This is a genomic window from Caballeronia sp. SL2Y3 (assembly GCF_022879575.1).
In the GTDB taxonomy this organism is placed as follows: domain Bacteria; phylum Pseudomonadota; class Gammaproteobacteria; order Burkholderiales; family Burkholderiaceae; genus Caballeronia.
Map to the genome: position 1 here is coordinate 680863 of NZ_CP084260.1, position 14773 is coordinate 695635.

14 protein-coding genes and 1 tRNA gene are annotated in these 14773 nt (G+C 64.4%); 11 read left to right on the forward strand and 4 right to left on the reverse strand.

Annotated features, from left to right (window positions below):
• Positions 1-17 precede the first annotated feature (17 nt).
• From LDZ26_RS03200 to LDZ26_RS03210, 3 genes are read left to right on the forward strand one after another with little or no spacing between them, the layout of a single operon-like run.
• Entirely contained in the window at positions 18-2345 is a 2328-nt protein-coding gene (locus tag LDZ26_RS03200) for a DNA translocase FtsK (RefSeq protein ID WP_244848130.1), read from the forward strand.
• A gap of 30 nt (positions 2346-2375) precedes the next feature.
• Complete coding sequence (lolA, locus tag LDZ26_RS03205; RefSeq protein ID WP_244848131.1) at positions 2376-3047, forward strand: outer membrane lipoprotein chaperone LolA; 672 nt, start codon at positions 2376-2378, stop codon at positions 3045-3047.
• 58 nt (positions 3048-3105) lie between these two features.
• Positions 3106-3684, forward strand: a complete 579-nt coding sequence (locus LDZ26_RS03210) for a hypothetical protein (RefSeq protein WP_244848132.1) — start codon at positions 3106-3108, stop codon at positions 3682-3684.
• A 252-nt stretch (positions 3685-3936) separates the two neighbouring features.
• On the opposite strand, the gene cytX is transcribed toward LDZ26_RS03210, so the two are convergent.
• A complete protein-coding gene (cytX, locus tag LDZ26_RS03215) occupies positions 3937-5241 on the reverse strand; it encodes a putative hydroxymethylpyrimidine transporter CytX (protein ID WP_244848133.1) in 1305 nt (434 codons plus the stop codon).
• A 232-nt stretch (positions 5242-5473) separates the two neighbouring features.
• Between cytX and LDZ26_RS03220 the strand changes: the two genes are divergently transcribed.
• The 3 genes from LDZ26_RS03220 (at position 5474) to LDZ26_RS03230 (ending at position 8405) form a co-directional block, all read left to right on the forward strand.
• Complete coding sequence (locus LDZ26_RS03220) at positions 5474-6790, forward strand: replication-associated recombination protein A (RefSeq protein WP_244848134.1); 1317 nt, start codon at positions 5474-5476, stop codon at positions 6788-6790.
• A gap of 118 nt (positions 6791-6908) precedes the next feature.
• Positions 6909-8204, forward strand: coding sequence for a serine--tRNA ligase (serS, locus tag LDZ26_RS03225; protein WP_244848135.1), 1296 nt, complete (start codon positions 6909-6911; stop codon positions 8202-8204).
• Positions 8205-8314: 110 nt separating this feature from the next.
• A tRNA-Ser gene (locus LDZ26_RS03230) sits at positions 8315-8405 on the forward strand.
• A gap of 102 nt (positions 8406-8507) precedes the next feature.
• Here the strand turns inward: LDZ26_RS03230 and LDZ26_RS03235 are convergent.
• Positions 8508-8858: a hypothetical protein gene (locus LDZ26_RS03235; protein WP_244848136.1), complete on the reverse strand. Its 351-nt coding sequence runs from the start codon at positions 8856-8858 to the stop codon at positions 8508-8510.
• 220 nt (positions 8859-9078) lie between these two features.
• Between LDZ26_RS03235 and map the strand changes: the two genes are divergently transcribed.
• The 5 genes from map to minE all read left to right on the forward strand — a co-directional run bounded on the left by map (position 9079) and on the right by minE (position 12614).
• Positions 9079-9861, forward strand: a complete 783-nt coding sequence (gene map, locus LDZ26_RS03240) for a type I methionyl aminopeptidase (protein WP_244848902.1) — start codon at positions 9079-9081, stop codon at positions 9859-9861.
• A gap of 172 nt (positions 9862-10033) precedes the next feature.
• Complete coding sequence (locus tag LDZ26_RS03245; protein ID WP_244848137.1) at positions 10034-10558, forward strand: GNAT family N-acetyltransferase; 525 nt, start codon at positions 10034-10036, stop codon at positions 10556-10558.
• A gap of 117 nt (positions 10559-10675) precedes the next feature.
• A complete protein-coding gene (gene minC, locus LDZ26_RS03250; protein WP_244848138.1) occupies positions 10676-11455 on the forward strand; it encodes a septum site-determining protein MinC in 780 nt (259 codons plus the stop codon).
• Positions 11456-11534: 79 nt separating this feature from the next.
• On the forward strand, positions 11535-12350 hold the full coding sequence (gene minD / locus LDZ26_RS03255; RefSeq protein ID WP_175939742.1) for a septum site-determining protein MinD: 816 nt from the start codon (positions 11535-11537) through the stop codon (positions 12348-12350).
• 9 nt (positions 12351-12359) lie between these two features.
• Entirely contained in the window at positions 12360-12614 is a 255-nt protein-coding gene (gene minE / locus LDZ26_RS03260) for a cell division topological specificity factor MinE (protein ID WP_106855712.1), read from the forward strand.
• Between the two features lie 105 nt (positions 12615-12719).
• Here the strand turns inward: minE and LDZ26_RS03265 are convergent, their stop codons facing one another.
• Together LDZ26_RS03265 and LDZ26_RS03270 are read right to left on the reverse strand one after the other, a co-directional pair.
• Positions 12720-14099 carry a chloride channel protein gene (locus LDZ26_RS03265; protein WP_244848139.1) on the reverse strand — a complete coding sequence of 460 codons (1380 nt, stop codon included), beginning with the start codon at positions 14097-14099 and terminating at the stop codon, positions 12720-12722.
• Positions 14100-14361: 262 nt separating this feature from the next.
• Entirely contained in the window at positions 14362-14541 is a 180-nt protein-coding gene (locus LDZ26_RS03270) for a hypothetical protein (RefSeq protein WP_244848904.1), read from the reverse strand.
• Positions 14542-14773 lie beyond the last annotated feature (232 nt).

A 14773-nucleotide genomic window follows, 5' to 3' on the forward strand; every position in this document is an offset into this window, starting at 1 on the left:
CAAGCGACACCGAATCAATGGCCAAAGCATCCTATTCCGCGAGCCCGCAGGCGTTGCCGCACCGCATGTCGCGGCTCTTCACCGAGATTCGCTGGATTCTCCAGGTCGCCCTCGGGCTCTTCCTCGTCATGGCGCTCATTTCGTACAGCCGGAAAGATCCGAGCTGGACGCACGCGGTGAGCGTCGATCACATTTCCAACTGGGCCGGGCGCGTCGGCGCGTACACGTCGGACATTCTGCTGCTCGTGTTCGGGCTGTCGTCTTACTGGCTCGTCGTGCTGCTCGGGCGGCGCATCGTCGCGAACTACCGGCGCATCGCGGAGCCGGCGGCGCAAGCATCGTCGGACGATGAAAACGCGCCGCGCGACCGCACGTGGCTTGCCGAAGCGTTCGCGTTCGTGCTCGTGCTGCTTGCAACGGACGGCATCGAGGCGCTTCGCATGTGGTCGCTCAAGGTGCCGCTGCCGCGCGCGCCGGGCGGCGTGGTCGGCGACATGATCGCGCGTCACGTCTCGCATGCGCTCGGCTTCACGGGCGCGACGCTGTTTCTGCTGATTGCGCTCGCCATCGGTCTGTCGCTCTATTTCCGGTTCTCGTGGCTCTCGGTGTGCGAGAAGGTCGGCGAGGGCATTCTCAATGCGATCACCGGCGCGCAACTGCGCCGCGAAGCGGGCCGCGACCGCAAGCTCGGCGAAGAAGCCGCATCCAAGCGCGAAGGCAAGGTCGTGCGCTCGCGCGTGAAGAGCGAGGATCACGAGCCGATCGTGATCGTGCCGCCGGTCGCCACGCCGCCGCGCTCGGAGCGCGTCGAGAAGGAAAAGCAGGTGCCGCTTTTCGCCGATCTGCCGGGCGATTCCACATTGCCGGCCATCTCGTTGCTCGATCCGCCGCCCAAGACGCAGGAAACCATCGCCGCCGATACGCTCGAATACACGTCGCGCCTGATCGAAAAGAAGCTGAAGGACTTCGGCGTGGAGGTGAGCGTGGTCGCCGCGTATCCGGGGCCGGTCGTGACGCGCTATGAAATCGAGCCGGCGACGGGCGTGAAGGGCAGCCAGATCGTCGGGCTCGCGAAGGATCTGGCGCGCTCGCTCTCGCTCGTGTCGATCCGCGTGGTCGAGACGATTCCGGGCAAGAACTACATGGCGCTCGAATTGCCGAATCAGCGCCGGCAGACCGTCAAGCTGTCCGAAATTCTCGGTTCCGAAGTCTACGCGGCGGCGGCCTCGCCGCTCACGATGGGCCTCGGCAAGGATATCGGCGGCAATCCGGTGTGCGCCGACCTCGCGAAAATGCCGCACTTGCTGGTCGCGGGCACGACGGGCTCGGGCAAGTCGGTCGGCATCAACGCGATGATCCTCTCGCTGCTCTACAAGGCGAGCGCCGAGCAGGTGCGGCTCATTCTGATCGATCCGAAGATGCTCGAAATGAGCGTCTACGAAGGCATTCCTCATCTGCTGTGCCCGGTCGTCACCGACATGCGGCAGGCCGGTCACGCGCTGAACTGGGCCGTCGCCGAAATGGAGCGCCGCTACAAGCTCATGAGCAAGATGGGCGTGCGCAATCTCGCGAGCTTCAACTCGAAGATCGACGAGGCGAAGAAGCGCGACGAGAAGATCCCGAACCCGTTCAGCCTCACGCCCGACGATCCCGAGCCGCTCACGCGCCTGCCGAATATCGTCGTGGTGATCGACGAACTCGCCGATCTGATGATGGTCGTCGGCAAGAAGGTGGAAGAACTGATCGCGCGTATCGCGCAAAAGGCGCGGGCGGCGGGCATCCATCTGATTCTCGCGACGCAGCGCCCGTCGGTGGACGTGATCACCGGCCTCATCAAGGCGAACGTGCCGACGCGCATGGCGTTCCAGGTGTCGTCGAAGATCGACTCGCGCACGATTCTCGATCAGCAGGGCGCGGAATCGCTGCTCGGCATGGGCGACATGCTGTATCTGCCGCCGGGGTCGGGCTTGCCGGTGCGCGTGCACGGCGCGTTCGTGTCGGACGAGGAAGTGCATCGCGTGGTCGACAAGCTGAAAGAGCACGGCGAGCCGAATTACATCGAAGGCATTCTGGAAGGCGGGCTCGCGGGCGAGGGCGACGAAGGCGCGGCGGGCGCGGGCGGAACCGGCTCGACCGATGGCGAGTCCGATCCTTTGTACGATCAGGCGGTCGAGGTCGTGATCAAGAACCGGCGCGCGTCGATTTCGCTCGTGCAGCGGCACTTGCGCATCGGCTATAACCGCGCCGCGCGCCTTTTGGAACAGATGGAGAATTCGGGTCTCGTGTCCGCCATGTCGTCGAACGGCAACCGCGAGATCCTCACGCCCGCGCGCGAGTCGGAATAGCGCGGGCGGCAACGGAAGGAGAACAACGGCATGAAGCAGTACACGGGGAAGAAGGCATTCGGCGCGGCGCTGCTGTCGGCGTCGATGCTGTTTGCATCGCATGCATTCGCGAGCGGCACGGAGCAGTTGAAGATGTTCGTGTCGCAGGTTCACGCGGCGCGCGGCGACTTCACGCAGCAGGAAGTCAAGGCGCCCGGCAAGGTCAACAACGGCGCAAGCAGCACCACGACGCCGACCAAGGGCGCGACATCGAGCGGCACGTTCATGTTCGCGCGGCCCGGCAAGTTCATCTGGTCCTACGAGAAGCCGTATTCGCAGTTGTTGCAGGCCGACGGCGACAAGCTCTACGTCTACGACAAAGACCTGAACCAGGTGACGGTGCGCAATCTCGGCGGCGCGCTCGGCGCGAGCCCGGCGGCCATTCTCTTCGGCAGCAACGATCTGGAGAAGAACTTCACGTTGCGCGATGCGGGCGTGAAGGGCGGCATCGACTGGCTCGAACTCACGCCGAAGGCGAAAGACACGCAATTCCAGACGGTCGGCATCGGCTTCAAGGACGGCAATCTCGAAGCGATGGAACTGCACGACGTATTCGGCAACGTGACGCTGCTCACGTTCTCGAACATCCAGAAGAACCCGCCGGTCAAGGCCGACACCTTCAAGTTCAACGTGCCGAAAGGCGCGGACGTCATCAACGGATGATGTCGCGGCGCGGCTCTTCGGAGCCGCGCGTCGCTTATGGCGCGTCTAGCGATATTCCGTGACGAGCGTCACGCGCATCGCGGACGGCGATCTGTTTTGCATCGACAACAGTCCGCCCGAAGCGCCGACGCGGAATGCACCGTCGCTTGCTGCGGCGATGCGATGGCCGTTGCCGTCGACGAAGTCCGTGACGAGGGCATCCGATTTCGCACGATGGTTGTCGACCATCAGCGAAGCCACGGCGTTCGGGGTGCTGTTCGGAAAAGCGTCGAACGCGACGGTCGCTGTTCGTCCGTTTTGCCTCAGCGTGGTCGATGCACCTGCGTGCATGGCTGGTCGCGCCGATATCGCGAAAGGTGGCGAGACAAGCGCGCCTCGGAACGTGATCGTGCCGCCCGGCATGGTGTACGCGTTCGCCGATAGGGCGAAACAGGCGGCCGCGCCTGCCATTGCAATTCGCCAGCTTCCCGCACTGCGCAGCGTCATCTTGTTCATCGTGTTCCCCTTATTGGTCGTGTTGTCGCGGTTCGATACCGCGCGCATCGGCGGATGTGGTCTTACTCGATCCGTCAATGCGTCAGACGATAATAGGAGGACTCCGATTGATTCGACAATGACTTTTCGCTTGCGCGGTTGAAAAATGTGCGATGCGTGTTGCCTAGGCAGATGTTCGATAGTTTCGACTGCTAAGAAGCTGCAATCACAAGACGCGGAGCGCCGTCGCTAGACTCGCGATGAAGGCATCGCTTCTCAAACGCGTGAACGGAAATACCAGCGCGCGCCCTGGGCAGTTCTCCACAACTTCTGTGCAACGCCCTGTGGAAAAGCGCCTGACAAGTCGCCTAGCGCGTTGATTTGCGAGCCGAATCCTCGCGCGCTGCCGTTCAGGTCACGAGGCGACCGCCGCCCGCCGCGTCGATACCAGCAGCAAATAGCACACTGCGCCGAGCGCGAGCGCCGGCAGCGTCGCGCCGAGATTCGGCAGCCACGCGTTAATGGCGTGATAGGCCGCGATGCCGACCGCCCACGCGATGAACGCGCTCACGTGCCAGCCGCCCGAGTAGCCGTAGCGCCCGTCGAGACGGCCGAGGGCGGCAGCATCCACACGGCGCTTTCGCACGATGAAGTGATCCGCCAGCACGACGCCGAAAAGCGGCGCGAACACGGAGCCGATCAGGAGCAGGAAGTTCTGATACTTCCCCATCGCGACGACGAGCGCGACGAGCGTGCACAGCGCGCCGAACGCCGCCGACAACATCGGCACGCTCGCGCGCGCCCAGAACGTGCCGGTGGACACGGCCGCCGAGTGAATGTCGGCGAAGGCGTTGTCGATTTCGTCGATCAGAATCAGCAGCAGCGCAATGCCGCCGCCCGCCTGCGCGAGCGCGACGGTGAGCAACGTGTCGCCGCCGCCCGCAGCCAGGCCGTAGACCGCGCCGAGCGCATAGAACCAGAGATTCGCGATGCCGTAGCCGAGCAGCGTGCCGCGAAACGTGCCGCTCGCGCTGCGGCCGAAGCGCGTGTAATCGGCGATGAGCGGCAGCCACGACAGCGGCATCGCCACCACGAGGTCGATGCCCGCGCCGAACGCCATTTCGCCGGTGCCGGGGCGCCCCATCAGCGCGGCGAGATCGTGCTTCGACAGCAGATTCCATGTGAGCCAGCCGGCCCCGCCGAGCAGGAGCCAGATGCCCCATGTGCGCAAAAAGCGCCGCACGAACGAGAGCGGCCCGCTCACCGCGAGCAGCGTCGCGAGCGCGCCGGAAAGCAGCGTCCAGACGAGCGGCATCGAGAGATGGAAGGATTGCTTCGCGAGCGCGTCGGCGGAATCGCGCATCACGATGATCTCGAACGATCCCCAGCCGACCAGTTGCACCGCATTGAGCACGGCGGGCACCGACGCGCCGCGCACGCCGAGCGTCGGCCGCAGCGAGGACATGGCCGCGAGCCCGGTATCCGTGCCGACCACGCCCGCGAGCGCCAGCAGCACGACGCCGATCACCGTGCCGATGGCGATCGCGGCGAGCGCGTGCGGCAGCGAAAGTCCCGGCACCAGCAGCGCGCCCGCCTGCGCGACGAGCAGGCCGATGCCGAGCGAGAACCAGAGCGCGAAGGCGTCGCTCATGCCGAAGGCGCGGCGCTCGGCGGGCACCGGCACGAGCGGCGCGTAGGTGGAAGTGTTCTCTTGCTGCATCGAAAGGTCTGCCTATAGAAGTCGGTTGGAGCGGTGCCGTTCGCGCCCGGCGCGCGGCTGTCATAATCACCCGAATCGTGCGCGATTGTGCCTGCCGTCGCCCGGCTTGAAAACTAGGCCGAACGGCCGATGCCGGGCGCACGGGAAAAAGCGCAAGCTTATCGCCGCGTGCGGACTCCGCGCGAGAGCCCGCATCCATTTGCTTCAACCGCTCCAATTGCGTCCACAGCACATGTTCGAAGAAAACCGTGGCACCGTTCCGCTCGCGGAGCGTCTGCGTCCCCGCACCATCGACGAAGTCATCGGGCAGAAGCATCTGCTCGGGCCGAGCAAGCCGCTGCGCGTCGCGTTCGAGTCGGGCGAGGCCCACTCGATGATTCTGTGGGGCCCGCCCGGCGTCGGCAAGACCACGCTCGCGCGCTTGATGGCAGCGGCCTTCGACGCCGAGTTCATCTCGCTGTCGGCGGTGCTCTCGGGCGTGAAGGACATCCGCGAGGCCGTCGAGACGGCGCAGATTCATCGCGCGAACGGGCGGCAGACGCTCGTGTTCGTCGACGAAGTGCATCGCTTCAACAAGAGCCAGCAGGATGCGTTCTTGCCTCACGTCGAGTCGGGGCTTTTCGTGTTCGTCGGCGCGACGACGGAAAATCCGTCGTTCGAAGTAAACAGCGCGTTGTTGTCGCGCGCGGCCGTGTATGTGCTGAAGAGTCTCGATGCCGACGAGCTCAAGGAACTGCTCGAACGCGCGACGGCCGAACTCGGCGGACTGACGTTCACGGACGAAGCGCGCGAGGCGCTCGTCGGTTCGGCCGACGGCGACGGCCGCAAACTGCTGAACAATCTGGAAATCGTCGCGCGGGCAGCGGCCCAGCAGAAGAAAACCGAGGTGGACGGCGCGCTGCTCGGTAGCGCGCTCGCCGAGAATCTGCGCCGTTTCGACAAGGGCGGCGACGCGTTCTACGACCAGATCAGCGCGCTGCACAAGTCGGTGCGCGGCAGCAATCCGGACGCCGCGCTGTACTGGTTCTGCCGCATGCTCGACGGCGGCGCGGACCCGCGTTATCTCGTGCGGCGCATCGTGCGCATGGCGTGGGAGGACATCGGGCTCGCCGACCCGCGCGGCGCGCGCATCGCGCTCGACGCCGCCGAAACGTACGAGCGTCTCGGCACGCCGGAGGGCGAACTCGCCATCGCGCAGGCGCTCATCTATCTCGCCGTCGCGCCGAAGTCGAACGCTGGCTACAACGCGTACAACGAGGTGCGGCGGTTCGTCAGCCGGGACCAGTCGCGTGGCGTGCCGGTGCATTTGCGCAACGCGCCGACCAAGCTGATGAAAGAACTGGGCTACGGCCACGAGTACCGCTACGCGCACGATGAGCCGGACGCGTACGCCGCGGGCGAAACGTATCTGCCGGACGGCATGCGCGATCCGCACTGGTATCAGCCGACGCCGCGCGGCCTAGAAGGCAAGATCAGCGAAAAGCTCGCGCGGCTTTCCGAACTCGACGAAGCCTGGCGCCGCGAGCATCCGGACCCGAAGAAGCGTTGAGCGTCGTTTCGCTGCGGCACGAGGCGCATTTCGCCAAGCGATCCCGCGATGCCCGCGAACGCCTGAGCCCGTGCGCTAGAATCGGCGTTTCCGAATACTTAACAAACGCAGCCCCGCCATGCTCGACATTCAACTCCTCCGCAAAGACCTGGACGGCGTCGCGAAGCGCCTCGCCGATCGAGGCTACACGCTCGACGTCGCCGCCTTCGCCGCGCTCGAAGCCGAGCGCCGCGAGATTCAGACGCGCACCGAAGAACTGCAGGCGCGCCGCAACAGCCTGTCGAAGCAGATCGGCGCGATGAAGGGCCGTGGCGAGGACACGTCGGCCGTGATGGCGGAAGTGAGCGGCATCGGCGACACGATGAAGGAATCGGCGGCGAAGCTCGAAGACATCCAGAAGCGCCTGTCGGACCTCATGCTGACGGTGCCGAACCTGCCGCACGAAAGCGTGCCCGTCGGCCAGGACGAGACGCACAACGTCGAAGTGCGGCGCTGGGGCGCGCCGCGCGCGTTCGACTTCGAGGTGAAGGACCACGTGGACGTTGGCGCGCCGCTGGGACTCGATTTCGAGACCGGCGCGAAGCTCTCGGGCGCGCGGTTCACGCTGCTGCGCGGGCCGATTGCGCGGCTGCATCGCGCGCTCGCGCAGTTCATGATCGACACGCATACGGAACAGCACGGTTACACCGAGGCTTACACGCCGTACATCGTGAATCCGGAGATTCTCTACGGCACGGGTCAGTTGCCGAAATTCGCCGACGACATGTTCCGCGTCGAGAAGGGCGGCGACGAGAACACGGTCACGCAGTACCTCATTTCGACGTCCGAGATTTCGCTGACGAATACGGTGCGCGACAGCATTCTCGAAGCGAGCGCGCTGCCGGTGAAGCTGACGGCGCATTCGCCGTGCTTCCGCTCGGAGGCGGGCTCGTATGGCCGCGATACGCGTGGTCTCATTCGCCAGCATCAGTTCGACAAGGTCGAGATGGTGCAGGTCGTCGCGCCCGAACACTCGTACGCGGCGCTCGACGAGATGGTCGGACAGGCCGAAGCCATTCTGCAGAAGCTCGAACTGCCGTATCGCGTGATCACGCTCTGCACGGGCGACATGGGTTTCTCGGCGGCGAAGACGTTCGATCTGGAAGTGTGGCTGCCGGCGCAGAACACGTATCGCGAGATCTCGAGCTGCTCGAACACCGAGGCCTTTCAGGCGCGGCGCATGCAGGCGCGCTTTCGCAATGCGCAGAACAAGCCGGAGTTCGTACACACGCTCAATGGGTCGGGGCTCGCGGTCGGCCGCACGCTCGTCGCGGTGCTGGAGAACTTCCAGAATGCGGACGGCTCGGTGACCATTCCGGCCGCGCTGCGTCCCTACATGCGCGGCGCGGAGCGAATTGAAGCGCCGGCTGCATGATGTTTATTTGCAAAAAGGTGCTTGGAAAGCTTTCACGACTTCGATATACTTCGATTCTTCGTTGAGCAACGACCCGTTCAGCGAAGGCCGGCAGCAGGAAGCTGGTAGACGGAAAGGTGGCAGAGTGGTCGAATGTACCTGACTCGAAATCAGGCGTACGGTTTCCCCGTACCGTGGGTTCGAATCCCACCCTTTCCGCCAAAATTCAAAACCCCGCAAGTCGTCAGGCTTGCGGGGTTTTTCGTTTTCAGTCAGCGGTTCACTGATGGACGGGACGCGCGGCGCGACGGCCGCGCATTGCCTTCAGACCGCGCAGCGCGCCACATCGAAGCGCAGTTCCGGCTCGGGCACGCCGCCGTCGTCGGACGCCGCGTGCTGCACCTTGACGATCGAGCCATAACCGGACGGCGTCAGCGTCACGAGCCACGCGTTCGATCCTACGAGAAGCTCGGTCGAGCCCTGGTCGCGCGTCATCTGCGCCGACGGCAGCATGCGCTGAAGGCAACTGGATACATCCGACGCCGTGCGCGCCGAAGACACATAGATCACAGGTTTCGATGCCCGCAGTTCCGGGCCACTCGTCGATCCACACGCGGCGAGCGCCGCCGCAGCCGACGCCAGCACACAAGCCACACTCAAGCGATACAAGCTCATAACGCTCCGTACGAAAAGTCGATTCGTCGCACTTGAACACAGACGAAGCCGCATCGCAAGGGCAGCCATCGGGCAAGGGACGCAGCCTGAAAGCAGCCGGCGACGAAAGCGGGAATGCTATCATCGGCCTCATTGTCCTCGTGCGCGGCGCGCGTCGAACGTTCGCGAACGGCGGCCCGGCGCCCGCATGCAGGCGGCACGAATCCATCCGCATCGCTCAATGGCCATCACGCTCAAGACCCCCGCCGACATCGAAAAGTTGCGCATCTCTGGCCGCATGGCCGCCGAAGTTCTCGCGATGATCGCCGAACACGTCCGCCCCGGCGTCACCACGGACGAGCTCGACGCCATCTGCAACCGGTTCATCGTCAACGAACTCAAGGCCGTGCCGGCGAACGTCGGCTACATGGGCTTTCCGAAGACCGTCTGCACCTCGGTGAATCACGTGGTCTGCCACGGCATTCCGGGACCGAAGGAACTGAAAGACGGCGACATCATCAACATCGACGTCGCGATCATCAAGGACGGCTACTTCGGCGACACGAGCCGCATGTATTACGCGGGCACGCCCGGCAAGGAAGCACGCCGCCTCACCGAGACGACCTACGAAGCGATGCTCGCAGGCATCCGCGAGGTGCGTCCCGGCGCGACGCTCGGCGATATCGGCTTCGCGATTCAGTCGGTCGCGCATCGCGAAGGCTTTTCGGTCGTGCGCGAGTACTGCGGCCACGGCATCGGGCGCGTGTATCACGAAGACCCGCAAGTGCTGCACTACGGCCAGAAGGGCGCCGGTCTGCGACTCAAGCCTGGCCTCGTCTTCACCATCGAGCCGATGATCAACGCGGGCCGCGCGGCCACGCAGCAATCGCGCGACGGCTGGACGGTGACCACCAAGGACCGGTCGCTCTCCGCGCAGTGGGAGCACATGGTCGCCGTCACCGACGACGGCTACGAGGTCCTCACACCGTGGCCGGACGGCACCGGCGCGTATCCGGCACCCTGAGCCGCGCCCTCGGCCGGCCGCGCGCGAAGGATGTGCGCTGTAAGGCACTTTGCAAAGATTTAGGAATTGACGGGTTCGCCCGTTCGGTTGAAGCTACGCGAATGGGCCATGTGTCCGAGCCGCTGCAAGGCGTTCGAAGCACAGCCAGAAAGCCAGAGAGATAATTGCCCGCATGAGTCCCTCACTGACCGTCAGCCGCATTGCCGCGCAACAAGGTTCGGTTCTGCGCGAGCTTCGCACGTCGTCGCTGCGCGAAGCGCCCTACGCGTTCGGCGAGACGCTCGAAGATGCACTGCTCGTCGATCCCGCATCGTTCGATCAGACCGCTGCGCTGCACGCCAGCTCGCCCCGGCTCGCGACGTTTCTGCTGTACACCGAAGGTCATCCCGCGGGGCTCGTGCATGCGTACATCGAGGAGAGCGGCAACAAGCGCGCGTTCGTGAGCGCGCTGTGGGTCGCGCCGGCCGTGCGTCACCTGCGCGGCGGTGAACTGCTCGTGAACGTCGCGTCGCAATGGCTCGCCGAGCAGGGCGTATCCGAAGTGCATGCGTGGATCGCCGATGAAAACCGCACCGCGATGCGCTTCTACGAACGGCTCGGCTTCGGTCCCACGGGCGATCGCCGCGCCATGCCTGCGAACGAGCAGGAAGCCGAATCGCTGTATGTGCGTCACATGAAGACCGGGCGCGACGCCTGAGACTTTCGGGCGCATCTCATCGCGCGTTCTTCCTTTCCAGCGGCTGCAAATCGGTCTTAAAAACTATGGCCGCGAGCGTGTACGCCTGTAAAATACGCAAAATTTTTGGCCGTTCCTATGTCGCTCAACAAAACGCCCTTCTTCGAACTGCGCAGCGGCTCCGTCGACACGCTTCTCTTCGTCGTCAAGACTCCAGACCTCGATGCCCTGCGCACCGAACTCACGCGGCGCTTCGAGGCGACTCCCGAATTCTTTGCTAACGATGTCGTCGCCATCGACGTGCGGCGTCTCGCGGCTTTGGGTAATGGCGAAGGCGAACGCATCTCGCTCGCGGACCTCGAAGCGCTGCTCAAGAGCGTGCGCATGCGGCCGGTCGGCGTCGTCGCGCTGCCCGCGCAGACATGGGCGATTCAATGGGCGAACTCGGGCGGCCTGCCGATTCTCGAAGCACGCGATCGCCGCGGCGCGCCGAAGCCATCGGTGGACGAAGCCAAGCCCAACACCGAAGCCGCAGCCGTCATCGAAGCGGCTGTCGCCAAGGAACCGCCGCCCGCGGTGCCGCAACCGGCGACCATCATCGACCGGCCGCTGCGCTCGGGGCAGCAGGTCTACGCGAAGGGCGATCTCATCGTGCTCGGGCTCGTGTCGTACGGGGCCGAAGTCATCGCGGAAGGCAACATCCACGTCTATGCGCCGCTGCGGGGCCGCGCGCTCGCCGGCGTGCACGGTAATCTGGACGCGCGCATCTTCTGCACGTGTCTCGAACCGGAACTGATCTCCATCGCGGGAATCTACCGGACGACCGAGAACCCGCTGCCCGCCGACGTGGCGAGCAAGCCCGTGCAAATCTGGCTGGACGAAGAAAAACTCATGATCGAACCGCTGCGGCTGACCTGAAGCCGCGCGCCCGGTGCGTTTGGCGCGCGCTCGTGCAGGAAGCGCAGGCGGACCCATTTGACGAACACAAGGTACTTGTATGGCAAAAATCATTGTGGTGACTTCGGGGAAGGGCGGCGTCGGCAAGACGACCACGAGCGCGAGTTTCGCATCGGCGCTCGCGATTCGCGGCCACAAGACGGCCGTGATCGACTTCGACGTCGGTCTGCGCAACCTCGACCTCATCATGGGCTGCGAACGCCGCGTGGTGTACGACCTGATCAACGTGATCCAGGGCGAGGCGAACCTGCATCAGGCGCTCATCAAGGACAAGAAGTGCGAGAACCTCTACATCCTTCCGGCGTCTCAGACTCGTGACAAGGACGCGCTCACGCTCGAAGGCGTCGAGAAGGTCATCAACGAACTCATCAAGATGGACTTCGAGTACATCGTGTGCGATTCGCCGGCCGGTATCGAGTCGGGCGCGCTGATGGCCATGCACTTCGCCGACGAGGCGCTCATCGTGACGAATCCGGAAGTGTCGTCCGTGCGCGACTCGGACCGCATTCTCGGCATTCTCGCGTCGAAGACGAAGCGCGCGATGGAAGGCAAGGAGCCCGTGAAGGAGCACCTGCTGATCACGCGCTACAACCCGAAGCGCGTGTCCGAAGGCGAGATGCTGTCGCTCAACGACATTCAGGAGATTCTGCGCATCGACCTGATCGGCGTGATTCCGGAATCGGAAGCGGTGCTGCATGCATCGAATCAGGGCTTGCCGGCCGTGCATCTGGACGGCACGGACGTCGCGGAAGCCTACAAGGACGTGGTGTCGCGTTTCCTCGGCGAGGACAAGGCGCTGCGTTTCACCGACTATCAGAAGCCTGGTCTGCTGCAACGCATCTTCGGCACCAAGTAAGGGGACGCAATGTCGATTCTTTCGTTTTTGCTGGGCGAGAAGAAGAAGTCCGCTTCGGTCGCGAAGGAACGCTTGCAGTTGATCATTGCGCACGAGCGCGCGGGTGGCAAAGCCGCCGCCGATTACCTGCCGGCGTTGCAACGAGAACTCGTTGCCGTGATTTCGAAATACGTGAAGATTTCCGATGACGATATTCGGGTGAGCCTCGAACGTCAGGACGATCTCGAAGTGCTGGAAGTGAAGATCGAGATTCCACAGGCCTAGCGCCGCCATCGGTCCGCGCGGCGCGTGCTGTCGCGGACATCGAAATGAAAAAGCCAGGATCGCGCGATCCTGGCTTTTTGTTTGCCGCGCTATCGTTTGCGCGCGCTATTTCTGCGGTGTAGCCGCCTCGGCAGCGGCCTCCGTCTCGGGGTCCGGCACTTCGGGCGAAGGCGCGGCGGGATGCGCGAGGGGTGTCATGTAACGCTCGGACAGCGCCTCGTAGAGCGGCGGGGCGAACACGCGCGACACGCGGCTCGAAATAAGCGCGGTCGCCATCAGCGAGATGACGAGCGCGTGCCCGTTGATCATCTCCATCACGATCACGAACGCGGTGATCGGCGATTGCGTGACGGCGGCGAGATAGCCGACCATCGCGAGCGCGATCAGCATCGGCAACTGCATGTCCGAGAAGACCATGTGCAGGACGTTGCCGAAGCCCGCGCCGATGGACAGCGACGGCGCGAAAATCCCGCCCGGAATGCCGGGCAGATACGAGCCGATCATCGAGACCATCTTCAGGAGCGGATAGAACACCGAAAGATGCTCGCGTCCTTCCAGCAGGCCGCGCGCTTCCGCGTAGCCGCTGCCGAAGGTGTTGCCGCCCGACACGATGCCGACCGCCGCGATCACGAGCCCGCACAGCGCGGCGAACGCGACCGGCTGCGACGCATGGAGCTTGCGCAACGGCGCGGGAATCCACTTGCTCGTGTTGAGCAGCAGCCAGCAGAACACGCCGCCCGCGATGCCGGTGACGATCGCCGTGACGACGACGGCCACGGCCAGCATCTTCGGAAAATGCGCGCCGACGTCGATGGTGCCGAAGTAGGTGTAGTTGCCGTTGAGCCCGAGCGCGACGATACCCGCGATGATGATGCCGGTGATCAGCACGCCGCTCGCGCGCACTTCGAAGCTGCGCGTGAGTTCCTCGATGGCGAACACGATGCCCGCTAGCGGCGTATTAAATGCCGCGGACAATCCGGCCGCCGCGCCGGCGAGCACGAGCTGGCGTTCGATCAGCGAATTCGAGCGAGGATAGAAGCGCCGCATGTTGAACATGAGCGCCGCGCCCACCTGCACCGTCGGCCCTTCGCGACCGATGGTGAAGCCGCCGAGAATGGCGAGGAACGAAACGGCGATCTTGCTGGCGAGAATCTTGAGCGTGAGCAGACGCCCGCCCGCCGCCGATGTCGGGCTATGCAGCACGGCGATCACCTGCGGAATCCCGCTGCCTTCCGAGCCGCGAAAGAACGCGCGCGTGACGAGCACGCAAAGCGCGGCAACCGTCGGCGTCACGATGAGCGGCAGCCACGCATGTTCCGCGCGAAAGCCCATGAAAAGGCCGTATCCCCAGTCGATTAGCCGCGCGTAATACACGGCGACGAGACCGACGAGAATCGCGCCCAGCCAGAAGATGCCGTAGCGGCGCCAGAGGCTGCGCGTTCTGCGCGTGGTGAGAGTCGAGAGGGAACGAAGCGCGCGGATCATGCGAAAGCCACCGGCAAAGCGCCGATTATAACGACGATCTCAAAACGCAATCCGCGTCGCCAGCGTGAAGACAGGAAAGCCGGCGCGGAAAAAGAACAGGCGCGAGGCTTTCGCCAGGCGCCCAGGAAACGCTCCTATCAACCAGGAGCGGAGAGGAGAAGAGAGCCGGGCGCGCCGCAGTCAGCGACGCGAACGGCAATACAGCTTCCGACCACGCCCGCTCGCCAGAGTTCAAAGAAATCGAAAGTAGTCCGCAAAAAAGTCAGGCTGTCAGCATTTCGAAAGCGACGACCGCCGCGATCGCGCTCAGGTTGGCAAGGAGCGCCTCGCACACCACGCCGCGCCAGGTCGCAGGCCGGAACCGGATCGCGAGCAGCAACGCGACCGAGAGCGCGATGGCGATCATCGCGACGAGATGGGAGCTGGTCAGGTGGAGGGACATGATGGTCTCGATGCAACGTCCGTTGTTGTCCAGGATCGGTCGAACCGGGCGCGGCGAAACCGGCGAAACGGCCATTTCGCCGCCAGCTTGCCGACCGTCTGCGGGTGTTACCTTGAAAGTACGTACCTGATTACGTTGCCACGGGAATTTTATTTCGACGCTAGGTACAAACCCCGTATGCGCGCGATCGCTTCCGCCAGGCGCGCCCGACCGCAGTCCGAGGAGCATTCGA

What these genes read in the sequence shown, in the direction of transcription:
- LDZ26_RS03200 (WP_244848130.1), top strand. Translation starts at nt 18, where the DNA reads ATGGCCAAAGCATCCTATTCCGCGAGCCCGCAGGCGTTGCCGCACCGC.
- LDZ26_RS03245 (WP_244848137.1), top strand. Translation starts at nt 10,034, where the DNA reads ATGAGTCCCTCACTGACCGTCAGCCGCATTGCCGCGCAACAAGGTTCG.
- minD (WP_175939742.1), top strand. Translation starts at nt 11,535, where the DNA reads ATGGCAAAAATCATTGTGGTGACTTCGGGGAAGGGCGGCGTCGGCAAG.
- lolA (WP_244848131.1), top strand. Translation starts at nt 2,376, where the DNA reads ATGAAGCAGTACACGGGGAAGAAGGCATTCGGCGCGGCGCTGCTGTCG.
- minC (WP_244848138.1), top strand. Translation starts at nt 10,676, where the DNA reads ATGTCGCTCAACAAAACGCCCTTCTTCGAACTGCGCAGCGGCTCCGTC.
- serS (WP_244848135.1), top strand. Translation starts at nt 6,909, where the DNA reads ATGCTCGACATTCAACTCCTCCGCAAAGACCTGGACGGCGTCGCGAAG.
- LDZ26_RS03265 (WP_244848139.1), bottom strand. Translation starts at nt 14,099, where the DNA reads ATGATCCGCGCGCTTCGTTCCCTCTCGACTCTCACCACGCGCAGAACG.
- LDZ26_RS03270 (WP_244848904.1), bottom strand. Translation starts at nt 14,541, where the DNA reads ATGTCCCTCCACCTGACCAGCTCCCATCTCGTCGCGATGATCGCCATC.
- map (WP_244848902.1), top strand. Translation starts at nt 9,079, where the DNA reads ATGGCCATCACGCTCAAGACCCCCGCCGACATCGAAAAGTTGCGCATC.
- LDZ26_RS03220 (WP_244848134.1), top strand. Translation starts at nt 5,474, where the DNA reads ATGTTCGAAGAAAACCGTGGCACCGTTCCGCTCGCGGAGCGTCTGCGT.
- cytX (WP_244848133.1), bottom strand. Translation starts at nt 5,241, where the DNA reads ATGCAGCAAGAGAACACTTCCACCTACGCGCCGCTCGTGCCGGTGCCC.
- LDZ26_RS03235 (WP_244848136.1), bottom strand. Translation starts at nt 8,858, where the DNA reads ATGAGCTTGTATCGCTTGAGTGTGGCTTGTGTGCTGGCGTCGGCTGCG.
- minE (WP_106855712.1), top strand. Translation starts at nt 12,360, where the DNA reads ATGTCGATTCTTTCGTTTTTGCTGGGCGAGAAGAAGAAGTCCGCTTCG.